Below are 14,608 nucleotides of genomic sequence, written 5' to 3'. Positions count from 1 at the left end.
TTACCACTCTTTCCCTCCACGCCGCTCTTCCGCTCTCCCCGGGGGTGTCGATCGGCGGCGCCGGGTTCGCCGGGGCGCGTGCCTCGCGGACCGGCGCGGCGGCGCATGCCTCGGCGCCGATACGTGCGTTGACGGCGCGTCGACTCACGGCGGCGGGGCAAGGCCAGGCTTGATGCGCTGATGGAAGCCGGTCGGGCGGCAGGGCGCGACGGCGGCGCGAATTCGCCTGTTTCGCATCCCTGAAGAGCGATGCACGTGGCTATCGCGACTTGAGTCGATCGACGCGTTCGTCGGCGGCGGAGGAGGAGAGAGGAAAGGGAAGGTCCGGCGGGGGAACCAGCACCGGCGGCGCGTGCAGCCGGTGCTGTCGTGGCGGGATACCGCCTGGCTTACTGGCCCGAGGCGGCCTTGGCGGCCGCCGCGCGCTGCTGTGCCTTCTGCAGGTCGTCCGGGTAGTTCGGATCGTTGGCCGAGGGCTTGTAGCCGTTCTTCTCGAGATCCTTCAGTTCGGCGGTGTTCTTGGCACGCGCGGCCTTGTGTTCGGCCTTGCGCTTGGCACGGGCGGCCTTGCGCTTCTCGGCCTTGGTCGGCGTGCTGGCCGCGGCGGCGGCATCGGCGCCGGGGGCGGCGGCGTCGGTCTGGGCCAGGGCGATACCGGAAATACCGAGCGAGAGGGACAACGTCAGCGCGGCAAGAGACAGCTTGCGGGTCGTACGCATCTTGACTTTCTCCTGAAGATTGATGGTTTTGGTGGTACGCGCAACGACAGGGGCGAGACAGGCACGCGGCTCGCCTCTGCCGGACGCATCCGTGGGCCCGCGGGCCGGTGGATGGATGCAATGTAGCAGGACAAATCGAAAGCCGCAGTGATACCCCTGCAAGACGCTCGCCAGCCGAGCGCACGGCGCGGGACGGCGACGCGCGCTGCTAACGATATGCGATATCGATGGTTAGCGGCCCGATCCGGCTTCGCTATAGTTCCCGGCTCACCCGCTCCGGAGTCCTGTTCATGTCGTCGTGGTCCATGCCATCGTTCGCCGGCCGGCGTCGCGCCGTGCTGCGCCTGCTCGGCCGTTCGCTGCTGGCGTTCGGCGTCGGCGCCGCCGTCGCCTCGTATTCGAGCGCCGCGCTCGCCCGCGATACGGTGTCGATCGGCTACCAGCGTTCCTCGACGCTGTTCATCCTGCTCAAGCGCAACGGCGAACTCGAGCGGCGGCTCGGCGCGCTCGGCTACGACGTGCGCTGGCACGAGTTCTCCAGCGGGCTGCTGGAGGCGATGAACAGCGGCAGCGTGGACCTCAACGCCGACGTGGCCGACGCCTTCGCGCTGTTCACCCAGGCGGCCCACGCGCCGCTCACCTACTACGCCGAGGAAACCTCGGCACCCTCGGCGCAAGCCATCATCGTGCCGGCCAATTCGGCGATCCGCGGCGTGGCCGACCTGCGCGGCAAGCGCGTGGCGGTGGCCAAGGGCTCGGGCTGCCATTATTTGCTGCTGGCCGCGCTCAAGCGTGCCGGGCTCGCGCCGGGCGACGTCGATATCCGCTACCTGGAAGCGTCCGACGCGCTGGCCGCGTTTCGCGGCGGCAATGTCGATGCCTGGGTGATCTGGGATCCGTTCCTCGCCGCCGAGCAGCGCGACGACCACGTTCGCGTGATCGCCGACGGGCGCGACGGCCTGGCCGAGTACAACCGCTTCTATACCGCCACCGATGCCTTCGTCGAACGGCACCCGGATGCGCTGCGCGCGGTGTTCGAGTTGTTGAACCAGACCGGCAGGTGGGTCAAGGCGCATCCCGACGAGGCGGCGAAAATTCTCGCGCCCGTTTGGGGCAACCTGCCCGAGGCGACCGTCACGCTCGCCAACAGCCGGCGCAGCTACGAGATCGTGCCGGTGCGTCGCGACCAGCTCGCCGAGCAGCAGCGCATCGCCGATACCTATCGCGCGGCCGGCATGATCCCGGTGGCCGTGAAGGCCACCGACATCCGCATCTGGACGCCGGGCCCGGCCGGTGCCGCCTCCGTCTCCTCCGCCGCCGTCAAGGCCAAGGCGCCCTGACGTGTCGCGGCGAGGGCGCGCCGGCCCGCGCCGCTTCAGAACGGCTTGGTCGGCAGGTACTTGCCGTCCAGCGTGATCACCGCGCGCGAGCCGCCTTCGGGATCGTCGACCTTCTTGATGTCGAGCCGGAAGTTGATCGCGCTGATGATGCCGTCGCCGAACTGCTCGTGGACCAGCGCCTTGAGCGTCGAGCCGTAGATCTGCACGATCTCGTAGAAGCGATAGATGGTCGGATCGGTCGGCACGCCGCCGGGGATGCTGCCGCGCAGCGGGATGGTCTGCAACTGGCGCACCGCGTGCTCGTCGAGATCGAGCTTGGCGGCCACCGCGCGCGCGGCCGCCTCGGGCAGCGCGTGCTGGCCGAGCAGGGCCGCCGTGACGAAGGCCAGGCTCAGGCCGGTGCCTTCGTTGATCTGCTCGAAGCTCAGGTCCTTGCGGATCTTCGCGTCGAGGATCGTGTCGGTGAGGGCCTGGCGCGGCGCCTGGCTGGTTTGCGACTGGGGCATGCTTGACTCCTTTCTGGGTGAAGGCGACGGAAATCGTCGATGAACGATGAGGGGGAAGGGCGTGGCTCAGGCGGCCGCGCCGAGTCGCGCCGGCGTGGCGCGCACATTCGGATGTTCGGCGAGCGAGACGAAGCGGCCGGTGGCGCCGTCGAGCGCCTCGATCGAGCCCGTGCCGATCTCGTAGACCCAGCCGTGCAGGGCGAGCCGCCCCTGGTCCAGCGCCAGCCGCACCGAAGGATGCGTGCGCAGGTTGGCGAGCTGGGCGATCACGTTCTCGCGCACCATCGAATCGACGCGCGCGCGCTCGTCGGCATGCTCGCGCGCCTCGTTCACCACCTTCGCCGAATCGGCATAACGCAACCAGCTGCGCACCGCCGGCATGTGGTCGAGGCAGCGGCAGGTGGCGATCGCCGTCATCGCGCCGCAATCGGAATGGCCGCAGATCACCACGTCGCTCACGCCCAGCGCGGCCACCGCGTATTCCACCGAAGCACTCACGCCGCCAGGCTCGGGGCCGTAGGACGGCACGATATTGCCGGCGTTGCGGATCACGAACAGGTCGCCCGGCTCGCGCTGCGTGACCAGCTCCGGCACCAGCCGGCTGTCCGAGCAGGAGATGAACAGGGTGCGGGGATGCTGGCTGCCGGCCAGCTCGCGGAACAGCGCCGAGCGCTGCGGGAAGGCCTCGCGCTGGAACTTCAGGAAGCCGTCGATGATGTCCTGCATGGTCGCTCCTTCATGGTCCGGTGATGAACCGATGAGCGCAGCATGCGCCGCCGCTGCCATAGCGTCCAAGACCGGTTTATTATCATCGGCATTGGTAAAACCAATAGTTCAGGGACCCTCATGCTGCTGCGGCACATCCGGTATTTCCTCGCGGTGGCCGAACACCGCAACTTCACGCGCGCGGCCGAGGCGCTGCACGTCTCGCAGCCGACGCTGTCGCAACAGATCCGCCAGCTCGAGGACGCGCTGGGCGCGCCGCTGCTCGATCGCTCGGGCCGCGCGATCGGCCTGACCGACGCGGGCGTCGCCTATCTGCAGCATGCGCGGCGCGCGCTGCAGGACCTCGAGGCGGGGCGGCGCGCGATCCACGACGTGCGGGAGCTGAGCCGCGGCGCGCTGCGCATCGCGGTCACGCCGACCTTCACCGCCTACCTGGTGGGGCCGCTGTTCGACGGTTTTCATCGGCGTTATCCGGGCATCACGCTGGACCTGGTGGAATCGACCCAGGATGCGATGGAGGCGATGCTCAACGAGGATGCGATCGATCTCGGCATCGCCTTCAGCCAGACGCAGTCGCCCGAGATCGAGGTGCGACCGCTGTTCGTCGAGACGCTGGCGATGGTGGTGGGGGAGGCGCATCCGCGCGCGCGGCGGCGCACGGCGCTGCCGGCGCGGGAGCTGGCGGACGAGGCGCTGGTGCTGCTGCATGGCGAGTTCGCGACGCGCCATACCATCGACCGCTACCTGCGCGCGCAGGGCATCGCGGCGCGCATCGCGATGGAGGTCGATTCGATCGGCGCGAGCATCGAGCTGGTGCGGCGCGGCACGCTGGCCACGCTGCTGCCGGCGGCGATCGCGCGCGAGCAGCCGGGGCTGCGCCTGGTCAGGCTGGAGCCGGCGCTGCCCGAGCGCACCGCCGCGCTGCTGCTGCGCAAGGGCGCCTATCGCAGCGTGGCGACCGAGGCCTTCGTCGAGATGGCGATCGCCGAGGGCGGCAAGCTGGCCCGGGATGGCGGCGGCAAGGTGCGCCGCCGGGGCGCCGAGCCGGCCGAGTGAATCGAGTTAGCGGCTTGAGTCGCTCGAACCGCTCGAGCCGCGCGAATTTCGTGGATCGCGGCGGCGGCCTGCCCGGGCTCAGGCGCGAGCCGTCGCCGTGTCGATGCGGAACACCGCGATGCTGGCATTGAGCTGGCGCCCCTGGTCCTCCAGCGCCGTCGAGGCGGCCGCCGCTTCCTCGACCAGCGCCGCGTTCTGCTGCGTGACCTGATCCATCTGCGTGATCGCCTGGTTGACCTGCTCGATGCCGCGGCTCTGTTCGGCCGAGGCGGCGGCGATCTCGCCGACGATATCCGTCACCTGGCCGACCGCCTGGGTAACCGCCGTCATGGTGGCGCCGGCCTCGTCGGCGAGCCGGGCCGCGTCGCCGATCTGCTGCACCGAGCCGCCGATCAGCTCCTTGATCTCGCGCGCGGCGCTCGACGAGCGCTGCGCGAGGCTGCGCACCTCGCCGGCCACCACCGCGAAGCCGCGCCCCTGGTCGCCGGCGCGCGCCGCTTCGACGGCCGCGTTCAGCGCCAGAATATTGGTCTGGAAGGCGATGCCCTCGATGATGCCGGTGATGTCGGCGATCCGCGCCGACTTACTGCTGATCTCGCCCATCGTCTCGACCACGCGGCCCACCACCGTGTTGCCGCGCGTGGCCACCTCGGAGGCGTTGGCCGACAGCGTATTGGCCTGGCGCGCGTTGTCGGCGTTCTGCTTCACGGTAGCGGTGAGCTGCTCCATGCTCGAGGCGGTTTCCTGCAGCGAGGCGGCCTGCTGCTCGGTGCGCGAGGACAGGTCGGTATTGCCGGCCGCGATCTGGCCGGAGCCCGAGGCGATGTTCTCGGCGGCTGCGCGCACCTGGGCCAGCAGCGTCACCAGGCTGCGCTGCATCTCGTCCATCGAGGCCAGCACGCTGCCGGCGGGCGCCCGCCCGGCACCCGGCACCGGGCTCAGGTCGCCGGTGGCGACGCGCTGCGTGATGCTCGCCAGCTCGGCCGGCTCGGCGCCGAGCGAGCGCAGCAGGCGGCGCGTGATGAAGACGCCGGCCGCCACCGCGATGGCGATCGCGACCAGGCAGATCGCCACCAGCAGCGCGCGCTCCACCGCGTAACGCGCCTCGGCCTCGGCGATCAGCTCGGCCGAGCGGCGGCTGGTGGCGTCGGCATAGGCGTTCGAGGCCTGGATCAGCGCGGCCAGCAGCGGCCGGCACTTCTCGATGATCTCGGCGACCGCGGCGTCGTGCTGGCCTGCCAGCGCGAGGCGGTCGATGTCGAGCGCGACCGGCCGGTACAGCCCCTCGATGCGCGCGATCTCGGCGGCCTGGTGGCGCGACTCGTCCGACATGTCGCGCGCGTTCGCGACCATCCGGCCGAACTGCTCGAGATGGGTTTCGACGCGCTGCTCGGCCGCGAGCACGGCGGCCTTTTCCAGCTCCACGTCGGCCGGCGAGCTGACCAGCACGAGGTTGCGCACGGCCACCGCGCGATCGTCGACGGCGGCGCGGATCGCGCGGGCCATGTCGGCGCGTGCGTTGATGCCGTTGACGTAGCGATAGAAACGCTGGTTCGCGTCGCCGAGCGCCTTCAGGGAGAAGCCCGAGACGATCAGGACGACCAGGCTCAGCGCGCCGAACGTGAGCAACAGGGAAGCCTTGGCAGAGAGATGCTTGAGACGCATGGGATGGTCCGTTCCTGGGCCGTGAAAAGAGGCAGGGGAGAAGCAGGGGAATGCACGGGTCGGACGAATCGATGAGGTGCCTATCGAATTCCTTGTCCGTGGCCTTGCTTATCGGCAGCGCAGCGGGCTGGCGCAGGGTGCGCGAGGCTCGTTTGCGCGCGCAAAGGTTTGCTTTTGTTTAAGGATTGTCAAATCGGGGCGCGGCGCGGCTGATCGCGAGCACGAAGGGCGCGTCGCGCCCAGCGGGATCGGCGCGAAAAACGGAAAGACAGTGTTTTCCGTTTTTCGATATATCTTCGGAAATATTGCGGTAAGAATGCGACGCTTCGCATTTCCGTTCGCAGGAACCCCCGCAATGAAAAGAAAGGACTGGCTGATCGGGCCCGCGGTGTTCGCGGTCTCGGCCGGCAGCTACGCCGCGTCCACGCCGCCCGAGGCCGCCGCCTTGCCCGAGATCAGCGTCAGCGCGCCGGCGCCGCTCGGCGGTTTCGCCTCGGTGCCGCGGTACGACACCGAGCAGGTCCGGCTGGGGCCGTTCGGCACGGTGTCGCTGCGCGATACCGCGATGTCGGTCACGGTGGTGCCGCGGGACCTGATCGTCAACCAGCAGGCGCGTACCGTGAACGACACGCTGCGCTACCTGCCCTCGGTCGAGATCCGCAACCAGCAGGGTTACGAGGTGTCGCGCCCGCAGTCGCGCGGCTTCCAGGGCAGCATCGTGCAGAACACGCGCCTGAACGGCTTCAACGTGATCGGCACCACCGCGATCGCCGCCGAGAACCTGGACAGCGTGCAGGTGCTCAACGGCATGGCCGGTTCGTTGTACGGGCCCGCCACGCCCGCCGGCGTGTTCGACTACCAGACCAAGCGGCCGACCGACAAGCCCCTGCTGCGCTTCACCGAGGGCTACGATTCGGACAGCGAATTCACCGAGGGCCTCGATGCCGGCGGGCGCGTCGGGCCGGCCGGCGCGATCGGCTATCGCTTCAACCTGGTGCATGGCGAGGGCGGCAGTTGGGCGCCCGGCAGCAGCAGCAACCGCACCCTGCTGAGCGCCGCCTTCGATTTTCACCTCGACAGCCGCACCGTCGTCGAGACCGACTTCAGCCATTACTCGACGCGCATCACCGGCTTGCCCGGCAGCATCACCTACGACAGCGGGCGCAGCACGCTGCTGCCGGCCGCCGTCGACCCGACGCGGCTCGGCTACGGCCAGCCCGGCGCCGGCACCGACCTGACCACCAATACCGCCTCGATCAAGCTCCGGCACGCGTTCAACGACGACTGGAGCCTCGAGGTCGGCTTCCTCTACCAGAACGCCGAGCGCGGCCTGTACGGCATCACCAACAACCTGGTCGACGACAGCGGCGACTACAAGGTCACGCGGAACTTCAACGCGGTGCCGCATTTCTCGATCGCCAGCAACCTGCTGTCGCTGAACGGCCGTTTCAGCGTGCTCGGCATGGAGAACGACCTGACGCTGGGGACCAATGGTTTCGTCAACGGCCAGTATTCGTACCGCAATTCGATCGCCACGCCGCTGGGTAGCGCGAACCTGGCCAATCCGGCGGTGTTCGCCTTGCCGCCGGTGCCCGGCAACGGCGGGCAGTATCGTTCCGCGACGCTGACCGAGCAGACCATCGTGGTGGGCGACACGCTGCACCTGAACCGCCAATGGGCCGTGCAGGGCGTGCTCGGCACCTCGTTCATCGACCAGCGCAGCTACAACGCGGCCGGCAAGACCAGCAGCGCCGATTCGCGCGATGCGCTGCTGAGCCCGACCGTGAGCCTGATCTACACGCCGCTGAATTCGCTGACCACCTACGCGAGCTGGTCCGACAGCGTGGAGGAGGGCGAGCAGGCGCCGGCCGGCACCGCCAACGCGAACCAGTTCATGTCGCCGTATCGCGATCACCAGATCGAGATCGGCGCCAAGTACGCGGTGTCCGACAGCCTGCTGCTGTCGCTGGCGGCGTTCCGCATGACGCGGCCGCTGGCCAGCACCGGCGCGGCGGACAACCTGTTCTCGGTGATCGGCTCGCAGCGCAATACCGGCGTCGAGCTGTTCGCGCAGGGCGATGCGCTGCCGAGCCTGAGCGTGTTCGGCGGGCTGACCTACATCGACGCGAAGCTGCTCGATACCGGCGTGCCCTCGACCAACGACCAGCTGGTGGTGGGCGTGCCGAAGCTGAAGGCGGATCTGGCGGCCGACTTCCACCCGGCCTTCGCGCACGGGCTGGCGCTGACCGGCGCGGTGCATGTCGAGTCGCGCCGCGCGGCCACCAATACCAATAATTCGTTCGCGGCCGGTTATGCCACCTTCGACCTCGGGCTGCGGTATTCGGATCGCTTCTGGGGGCACCACGACACGCTGCGCTTCCAGGTCGTGAACCTGACCAACAAGGATTACTACGCGTCGGTGGCCGATGGGAACATCGTCGGCAGCCCGGGGGCGAACACGGCGTATCTTGGGATGCCGCGGGTGTTCATGGCTTCGTTGGAGCTGGATTACTGAGCGGCGGGAAGGCGGCGGGACGGGAGCGGGAGAGGTCGCGAGGCGGGCGCCGGATCGAACGCGCCGGCCTCGTGGAGCGGGCGTTCAGTTCACCGCCACCACCAGCCCCCGCGCGATGGCGGCCTTGTCCGGCTCGCCCAGCGCGGCGGCATTGCGATACAGCGTGCGCATCGCCCAGCAGGTATCGGCCGGCGTGGCGGTGGCCGGCTTGCTGGTGGCGTCGAGGAATTTCTGGCGGTCCGCCTGCGGCACCTGCTGCACGATCTTCTGCAGGGCGACCGTCACCGCCGCGCGATCGGGCTGCGCGATCGGCGTATTGTCGAGCACGGCCTTGGCCGAGGCCAGCGAGAAATCGAACCAGGCCGTCGCGTCGGCTTCGTTGAAACGCGCGATCGCGTTGTCGAGCATGCGCTGCTTGTCGGCGGTGTTCACGGTGGGCCGCGACAGGGCCTGGCAATCGCCGTCGGGCATCCCGCCCACCACCTTCGACATCAACACCAGACGCTGTTCGAGCTGTGCGTCGGTCAGGCGCGGCAGGCCATCCTGGGCGAGGCCGAAACCCTTCTCGCGGCCGCTGCCCTGCTTGTCGCCGGCCAGCAGCAGCTTGAACTTCGGATCGTCGCCGAGCTTCTCCATGAAGCTGTCGTAGGCGTCGTGGGCCGGCACGTTCTCGGCGAACGGGTTGTCCTCCTCGGCGCTGTCCTCCTGCTTGCCGCTCGCCGTGACGGGCGGCGTCGAGCCGTCGGGCTCGCCGCGGATGTGCTGCACCACGCGCACCGCGATCACGCCGAGCAGGGCGGCGAGCAGGTACACCAGGAAGCGATTCTTGCGTGACGTCATCGATCCACCGTCTGATTCGGATGAAGGGGCGCGAGGCGGCCGGCCTGCCGCGAAATCGCGTCCTCGGGCCTGTTGCGCGATGCGTCGTCGCGCGAGGCGTGGTGCGTAATATATCGACGCGCCCCGGGCGTGGCAATGTCGTCGCGGCCCGCGTGGCAGGCGTCGGACAGTAAGTTTGTGAACGATGGAAAGCCGCCGTCGAGGCGAAGGCGTGAGTGGCGGATGCGCGGCGGCGCGCAGGAGCGCGCATCGTCGCGCATGGTTGCGCGACGGCGCTTCAGAAACCGCGCCCGCTGCCTGCCTCGACATTGCGCGCGTGACGGGCGGCGCGCGTTTTCGATACCGCCGGCGCCGAAGGCGGCAGCTTCACCGACGTGTTCCAGCCGCTCGCCTGCACCTCGCGCATCTCGCGCGCGGCCAGCGCGGCCACGCATTGACGGCCCGGCATCGGCAGGTCGAGCACGCGCCAGCTACCGGCGTCGTGCGTATGCACGCGATGCGCATGTTCCTCCAGCGGCTGCGACAGGTAACCGACCGCCGACAGCGTGCCGGCGGCATGCGCGACGCTGGCGAGCCGGATGCGATGCTGCTCGTCCCGGTCGACCGCCTCGCCGACCGAGAACGCGGTGGCCAGGCCGAGCGGCTGCGTGCTCACGCCGATCAGGATCCAGATGCCGGCATAGGCGACGGCGATCTCCAGCGGCTCGGCCGTGGCGGGCGAGCCGAGCGTGACGCGCCCGCTTTCGTGGTCGGCCAGCTCCAGCGCCTGCGGCGCCACCCCGAGCATGCCGCCGAGGATGCCGCGCAGCACCGCGCGCCCGACCGCGAAACGCTTGCCGATGGCCGGCTGCGGAAAGCACTTGGCGCGCTTGCGCTCGAACGGCGAAAGCCGCGCGAAGGCATCCTCCTTCGACAGCAACTGCCATTCGGGGCGCAGCAGCCACAGGCGCAGTTCGCCGTCGCGCAGCGGCTGCGCGCAGAACGGCGGCTGCTCGGCGAGGGCATGGGCGCTGAAGGTGACATCGGCGGCGAGCTGAATGGCGCGCTCGGGCAGGGCGCCATCGTCGGCCTTGCCCTCGTCGGCCGTGGCGGGCGGCAGGCGAGCGCTCATCCGCGCCGCTCCCGGGCCGGCTTGGCGCGCACGGCCCTCGGGACGAACGCTCGCGCGACGGCATGCGGTTGGATCTCGGCCTGCATGGTGTTCGGCTCTCTCTGATTCTGTTTTGAAGTGGCGCTATGTTCCGATAGTTTGGAAATTAATGCAAATGGTTCTCATTTGCAGAATGTAAGCATCAACCGGCACGCAAGAATCTGCGCGGAACGCTTCCGGATCGGGCCGGGGATGCATCGAACAGGATTCTGTTTCGAATCGATGAAAGTCCGCCAAACGGCCGCCGGGCGGGCGAAAAGTCCCTCGCCAAAGCGCGAAGTCACTTGACAAGGCGGGGCGCGACCGTCAGAGTACGCAACCAAATGCCAATGATTCTCATTTGCGGGACGAGAAGCTTCGCAGCGGCCCCAGGGCCCGGCGACGCCGCCTCGATTCGCTCGACGTAATGGGCCACGTCACACCGAGGTGTGTAAATGAGATTCGTTTATTCAATCTTTCACTGGCCGGCAAGCCGGTCGAACGGAGCAAGCGATGAGCTGGGGCGATGACGATACGACGTTTCATGTGGTCGTGAACGACGAGGAACAGTACTCGATCTGGCCGGAATACAAGGCGATTCCCGCCGGCTGGCGCGAGGCCGGCAAGTCGGGCAAGAAGGCCGAGTGCCTGGCCTGGATCGACGAGGTCTGGACCGACATGCGCCCGGCGAGCCTGCGTCGCGCGATGGACGACGACGCCAAGCGCGCGGCGAACTGATCGATGTCGGCGATGTCGGTCCACGCCGGCCAGCCGGCGGCCTTGCCGCCCGTGCAACTGTTCTGTTTCGCCCACGCGGGCGGCGCCGCCTCGTTGTACCGGCGCTGGCCGCAAGCGCTGCCGCGCGGCGTCGAGCTGATCGCGCTGGAGCTGCCCGGCCACGGCCTGCGCCGCGCGCTGCCGGTGCTGAGCGACTGGCCCAGCCTGCTCGACGTGCTGGGCGCCGAATTGCTGGCGCGCCGCGATCGCAGCCGGCCTTACGCCTTGTTCGGCCACAGCATGGGCTCGCTGGTCGCCCATGAGCTGATCCATGCGCTGCGCGAGCGCGGGGCCGAGCTGCCGGTCTGGCTCGGCGCTTCCGCCTCGATCGCGCCGTCGCGGCGCAAGCACGAAACCCACTGGCTTGGCTGCTCGCACGAGCAGATGGTCGACAAGCTGCGCGCGCTCGGCGGCACGCCCGAGGCGCTGCTGTGCGATCGCGACTTCATCGAGCTGCTGCTGCCCACCTTGCGCGCCGATTTCCATCTGTGCGGCATCTATCCCGCCGCGTTCCCGGCCGATGCCGGCCGCGCGCCGCTCGACTGCCCGGTGACGGTGTTTACCGGCCGCGACGACAGCGCCACCGCGGACCCCGACAAAGTCGCGCGCTGGCGCGACACGACGCGCGGCGAATGCGGCTTCCACGCCTTCGCCGGCGGCCATTTCTATCTCGAAGCCGAGCTGCCGGCCCTGCTCGAGCGCGTCGCCGAATCGCTCGGCCGCGCGCTGGCGCGGCCGGCGGCGCCGGCTGCCTTGCCGACGGAGGCAGGATGGACGCAATGACGACGACGCGCCCGGCGCTGGCGCTCGATACCCGCGAACTCGAACAGAACGGCACGCGCGTGCTGGTGCTGAGCCCGGCCGGGGCCGGCGGCGAGGCGGCCCCGGCGCCCGCGCTGGAAAGCGCCGCCGAGGCGCTGGCCGAGCTGGCCGCGCGCGAGAAGACGCGCTACGGCGGCGTGCTGGTGCGCGGCTTCGCGCCGGTCGGGCCGGCCGGCTTCGAGGCCTTCGCCGGCCGCTTCGGCGAACCGATCCACGAATACGAATTCGGCTCGACGCCGCGCAGCCGCGTCGACAAGGGCGTGTTCTCCTCGACCGAATATCCGGCCAGCCAGTGGATCGACCAGCACAACGAGCAGTCCTACACGCTCAAGTGGCCCGGCTCGATCGGCTTCTATTGCGAGATCGCGGCCGAGCAGGGCGGCGCCACGCCGGTGGCCGACAGCCGGCTGGTGTACCAGCGCCTCGACCCGGCGCTGCGCCGCCGCTTCGCCGAGCACGGCGTGATGTACGTGCGCAACTACGGCAACGGCCTCGACCTGCCGTGGCAGCAGGTGTTCGGCACCGAGGATCGCGCCGACGTGGAGCGCTACTGCGCGGCCAACCGGATCGCCTGGGAATGGCTGGACGACGGCGAGGAACTGCGCACGCGCCAGGTCTGCCAGTCGGAGCTGGTCCATCCCGCCACCGGCGAGACGGTCTGGTTCAACCAGGCCCACCTGTTCCACGTGACCAATCTGCCGGAAGGCGTGCGCGAGGCCATGCTCGAAGTGGTCGAGCCCGACCGTCTGCCGCGCAATACCTATTTCGGCGACGGCACGCCGATCGACGACGCGATCCTCGACGAGGTCCGCGCCGTCTATCGCGACACCATGCTGTCGTTCCCGTGGCAGGCGGGCGACATCCTGCTGCTCGACAACCTGCTGATGTCGCATGGCCGCGCGCCCTTCGCCGGCAAGCGCCGCGTGCTGGTGGCGATGACGCGCTGAAGCGAGCCCGCCCCGCGCCGCGCGCCACCGCGCGCGACGCGCCTCGGCCCGGCCGCCGGCAGCAGCTGCCAGGCGGCCGTCGGCCGTTCCGAAACCGAACCTGAAGAGTGAATCCGTGAGCGAAGTGTCGAACGATCTGCTGTCGATCTCGACGGCCTATGTCGCCCTCCCGCCCGAGAAGCGCGCCGTGTTCCGCGGCCGCCTGCGCGAGCGCGGCATCGACGCCGCGCGCCTGCCGATCGTGCCGTTCCCCGGCGCCGAGCGGCGTTTCCCGCTGTCGCATGCGCAGGAGCGGCTGTGGTTCCTGTGGCGCCTCGATCCGGCCAGCGCCGCCTACAACGTGACGGGCGCGGTGCGCCTGCGCGGCCGGCTGGAGGTCGGCGCGCTGCGCGCCGCGCTGGCGCGCGTGGTGGAAGCGCACGAGAGCCTGCGCCAGCGCTTCGACGAAGTCGACGGCATCCCGTACCAGACCACCGTGGCCGGCGAATTCGGCTGGGAAACCCTGACGGCCGAAGGCGAGGGCCCGGCGCTCGACCTGCTGCTGGCCAGCCGCTCGGCCGCGCCCTTCGATCTCGAGCGCGGGCCGCTGCTGCGCGTCACGCTGGTCTCGCTCGGCGCCGACGATCACATGCTGCATGTCGCGCTTCATCACATCGTCTCGGACGGCTTGTCGATCGGCGTGTTCGTCGGCGAGATCGCGACGGCCTATGCCGCCTGCCTCGACGAGGCGAGCGGCAAGGGCGACGGCGCGAATGCGGCGCCGTCCTCGACGGCCGGGATCCAGTACGGCGACTACGCGCTCTGGCAGCGCGAATGGCTCGACGACGGGGCACTCGCGCGCCAGCTCGACTACTGGCGCGAGCGGCTCGGCCAGGATCATCCGGTGCTGGAGCTGCCCAAGGCACGCACCCGCGCCGGGCTGCGCAGCGGCGCCGGCGCGCGCATCGCGCGGGTGCTCGCGCCCGAGCTGCACGCGGCGCTGATGCGTATCTCCACGGCCGCCGACGCGACCCCCTTCATGACCCTGCTGGCCGCCTACGAGCTGCTGCTGGCGCGCTACAGCGGCCAGCAGGACATCCGCGTCGGCGTGCCGGTGGCGGGCCGCGACCGGCCCGAGGTGGCGCGCACCATCGGTTTCTTCGTCAACACGCTGGTGATCCGCGCCGAGCTGGCGGGGCTGCCGAGCTTCGCGGCCCTGCTCGCGCAGGTGCGCGAGCGCGTGCTGGAAGCGCATGCGCATGCCGACCTGCCGTTCACCAAGCTGGTCGACGCGCTGCAGCCGCAGCGCAGCTTCGGCCATACGCCGCTGTTCCAGGCCATGTTCAACTACCTCGGCGAGGATGGCGGCCCGATCCGCCTGCCGGGGCTGGAGGTGTCGACCCACGAGATCGGCACCCAGACCGCGCGTTTCGACCTGGTGCTCGACGCCCGCGAGCGCGCCGGCGGTTTCGAGGTGGCGCTGACCTATGCCGAGGACGTGTTCGAGCGCGCCACCATGGAGGCCATGCTCGACCATTACGTGCTGCTGCTCGAGGCCGTGCTCGACGCCCCGGACCACCCGCTCGA

14 protein-coding genes are annotated in these 14,608 nt (G+C 69.7%); 7 read left to right on the top strand and 7 right to left on the bottom strand.

Going from position 1 to position 14,608, the window contains the following annotated elements; all coding sequences use genetic code 11:
- Window positions 1-389: 389 nt before the first annotated feature.
- The gene (locus tag F3J18_RS30295) at window positions 390-719 is read right to left on the bottom strand and encodes a DUF4148 domain-containing protein (protein ID WP_025100264.1); all 330 of its coding nucleotides are present in this window, start codon (window positions 717-719) and stop codon (window positions 390-392) included.
- A gap of 290 nt (window positions 720-1,009) precedes the next feature.
- Between F3J18_RS30295 and F3J18_RS30290 the strand changes: the two genes are divergently transcribed.
- Window positions 1,010-2,059 carry an aliphatic sulfonate ABC transporter substrate-binding protein gene (locus tag F3J18_RS30290; RefSeq protein WP_166915823.1) on the top strand — a complete coding sequence of 350 codons (1,050 nt, stop codon included), beginning with the start codon at window positions 1,010-1,012 and terminating at the stop codon, window positions 2,057-2,059.
- Between the two features lie 35 nt (window positions 2,060-2,094).
- Here F3J18_RS30290 and cynS read toward each other — a convergent pair whose 3' ends face one another.
- Both cynS and F3J18_RS30280 read right to left on the bottom strand, forming a co-directional pair.
- Window positions 2,095-2,565, bottom strand: coding sequence for a cyanase (gene cynS / locus F3J18_RS30285; protein WP_025100266.1), 471 nt, complete (start codon window positions 2,563-2,565; stop codon window positions 2,095-2,097).
- A 66-nt stretch (window positions 2,566-2,631) separates the two neighbouring features.
- The gene (locus tag F3J18_RS30280; RefSeq protein WP_025100267.1) at window positions 2,632-3,291 is read right to left on the bottom strand and encodes a carbonic anhydrase; all 660 of its coding nucleotides are present in this window, start codon (window positions 3,289-3,291) and stop codon (window positions 2,632-2,634) included.
- Between the two features lie 120 nt (window positions 3,292-3,411).
- Here F3J18_RS30280 and cynR point away from each other — a divergent pair, with 120 nt between their 5' ends.
- Window positions 3,412-4,347 (top strand): transcriptional regulator CynR, encoded by a 936-nt coding sequence (gene cynR / locus F3J18_RS30275; RefSeq protein ID WP_025100268.1) that lies wholly within the window; start codon window positions 3,412-3,414, stop codon window positions 4,345-4,347.
- Window positions 4,348-4,425: 78 nt separating this feature from the next.
- Here cynR and F3J18_RS30270 read toward each other — a convergent pair whose 3' ends face one another.
- Window positions 4,426-6,012 (bottom strand): methyl-accepting chemotaxis protein, encoded by a 1,587-nt coding sequence (locus tag F3J18_RS30270; protein ID WP_166915822.1) that lies wholly within the window; start codon window positions 6,010-6,012, stop codon window positions 4,426-4,428.
- Between the two features lie 355 nt (window positions 6,013-6,367).
- On the opposite strand from F3J18_RS30270, the gene F3J18_RS30265 reads away from it, so the two are divergent.
- Window positions 6,368-8,527: a TonB-dependent siderophore receptor gene (locus tag F3J18_RS30265; RefSeq protein ID WP_166915821.1), complete on the top strand. Its 2,160-nt coding sequence runs from the start codon at window positions 6,368-6,370 to the stop codon at window positions 8,525-8,527.
- A gap of 84 nt (window positions 8,528-8,611) precedes the next feature.
- On the opposite strand, the gene F3J18_RS30260 is transcribed toward F3J18_RS30265, so the two are convergent.
- The 3 genes from F3J18_RS30260 to F3J18_RS30250 are packed head-to-tail and all read right to left on the bottom strand — an operon-like array spanning window position 8,612 to window position 10,478.
- A complete protein-coding gene (locus tag F3J18_RS30260; protein ID WP_166915820.1) occupies window positions 8,612-9,367 on the bottom strand; it encodes a hypothetical protein in 756 nt (251 codons plus the stop codon).
- Window positions 9,364-9,627, bottom strand: a complete 264-nt coding sequence (locus tag F3J18_RS30255) for a hypothetical protein (protein WP_166915819.1) — start codon at window positions 9,625-9,627, stop codon at window positions 9,364-9,366. Before F3J18_RS30255 ends, F3J18_RS30260 begins: the two co-directional genes overlap by 4 nt.
- 17 nt (window positions 9,628-9,644) lie before the next feature.
- Complete coding sequence (locus tag F3J18_RS30250; RefSeq protein ID WP_166915818.1) at window positions 9,645-10,478, bottom strand: hypothetical protein; 834 nt, start codon at window positions 10,476-10,478, stop codon at window positions 9,645-9,647.
- Between the two features lie 531 nt (window positions 10,479-11,009).
- Here F3J18_RS30250 and F3J18_RS30245 point away from each other — a divergent pair.
- The 4 genes from F3J18_RS30245 to F3J18_RS30230 form a co-directional block, all read left to right on the top strand.
- Window positions 11,010-11,234: an MbtH family NRPS accessory protein gene (locus tag F3J18_RS30245; protein ID WP_013690465.1), complete on the top strand. Its 225-nt coding sequence runs from the start codon at window positions 11,010-11,012 to the stop codon at window positions 11,232-11,234.
- Between the two features lie 12 nt (window positions 11,235-11,246).
- Window positions 11,247-12,056 (top strand): alpha/beta fold hydrolase, encoded by an 810-nt coding sequence (locus F3J18_RS30240; RefSeq protein ID WP_240154752.1) that lies wholly within the window; start codon window positions 11,247-11,249, stop codon window positions 12,054-12,056.
- Complete coding sequence (locus F3J18_RS30235; protein WP_240156458.1) at window positions 12,053-13,042, top strand: TauD/TfdA family dioxygenase; 990 nt, start codon at window positions 12,053-12,055, stop codon at window positions 13,040-13,042. Before F3J18_RS30240 ends, F3J18_RS30235 begins: the two co-directional genes overlap by 4 nt.
- Window positions 13,043-13,157: 115 nt before the next feature.
- A partial coding sequence (locus tag F3J18_RS30230; RefSeq protein ID WP_345892534.1) for a condensation domain-containing protein occupies window positions 13,158-14,608 on the top strand: 1,451 nt, incomplete at its 3' end.

Origin of the sequence: Burkholderia sp. Ax-1720, from assembly GCF_011753035.1 — a bacterium.
GTDB lineage: Bacteria > Pseudomonadota > Gammaproteobacteria > Burkholderiales > Burkholderiaceae > Burkholderia > Burkholderia gladioli.
The sequence above is the reverse complement of the archived record's forward strand: the minus strand, read 5'-3'. Positions and strand labels throughout refer to the sequence as shown.

Bases quoted from the DNA above. Each gene is read 5' to 3' on its own strand.
- F3J18_RS30295 (WP_025100264.1), bottom strand. From the start codon at position 719: ATGCGTACGACCCGCAAGCTGTCTCTTGCCGCGCTGACGTTGTCCCTC.
- F3J18_RS30290 (WP_166915823.1), top strand. From the start codon at position 1,010: ATGTCGTCGTGGTCCATGCCATCGTTCGCCGGCCGGCGTCGCGCCGTG.
- cynS (WP_025100266.1), bottom strand. From the start codon at position 2,565: ATGCCCCAGTCGCAAACCAGCCAGGCGCCGCGCCAGGCCCTCACCGAC.
- F3J18_RS30280 (WP_025100267.1), bottom strand. From the start codon at position 3,291: ATGCAGGACATCATCGACGGCTTCCTGAAGTTCCAGCGCGAGGCCTTC.
- cynR (WP_025100268.1), top strand. From the start codon at position 3,412: ATGCTGCTGCGGCACATCCGGTATTTCCTCGCGGTGGCCGAACACCGC.
- F3J18_RS30270 (WP_166915822.1), bottom strand. From the start codon at position 6,012: ATGCGTCTCAAGCATCTCTCTGCCAAGGCTTCCCTGTTGCTCACGTTC.
- F3J18_RS30265 (WP_166915821.1), top strand. From the start codon at position 6,368: ATGAAAAGAAAGGACTGGCTGATCGGGCCCGCGGTGTTCGCGGTCTCG.
- F3J18_RS30260 (WP_166915820.1), bottom strand. From the start codon at position 9,367: ATGACGTCACGCAAGAATCGCTTCCTGGTGTACCTGCTCGCCGCCCTG.
- F3J18_RS30255 (WP_166915819.1), bottom strand. From the start codon at position 9,627: ATGCGCGACGATGCGCGCTCCTGCGCGCCGCCGCGCATCCGCCACTCA.
- F3J18_RS30250 (WP_166915818.1), bottom strand. From the start codon at position 10,478: ATGAGCGCTCGCCTGCCGCCCGCCACGGCCGACGAGGGCAAGGCCGAC.
- F3J18_RS30245 (WP_013690465.1), top strand. From the start codon at position 11,010: ATGAGCTGGGGCGATGACGATACGACGTTTCATGTGGTCGTGAACGAC.
- F3J18_RS30240 (WP_240154752.1), top strand. From the start codon at position 11,247: ATGTCGGTCCACGCCGGCCAGCCGGCGGCCTTGCCGCCCGTGCAACTG.
- F3J18_RS30235 (WP_240156458.1), top strand. From the start codon at position 12,053: ATGACGACGACGCGCCCGGCGCTGGCGCTCGATACCCGCGAACTCGAA.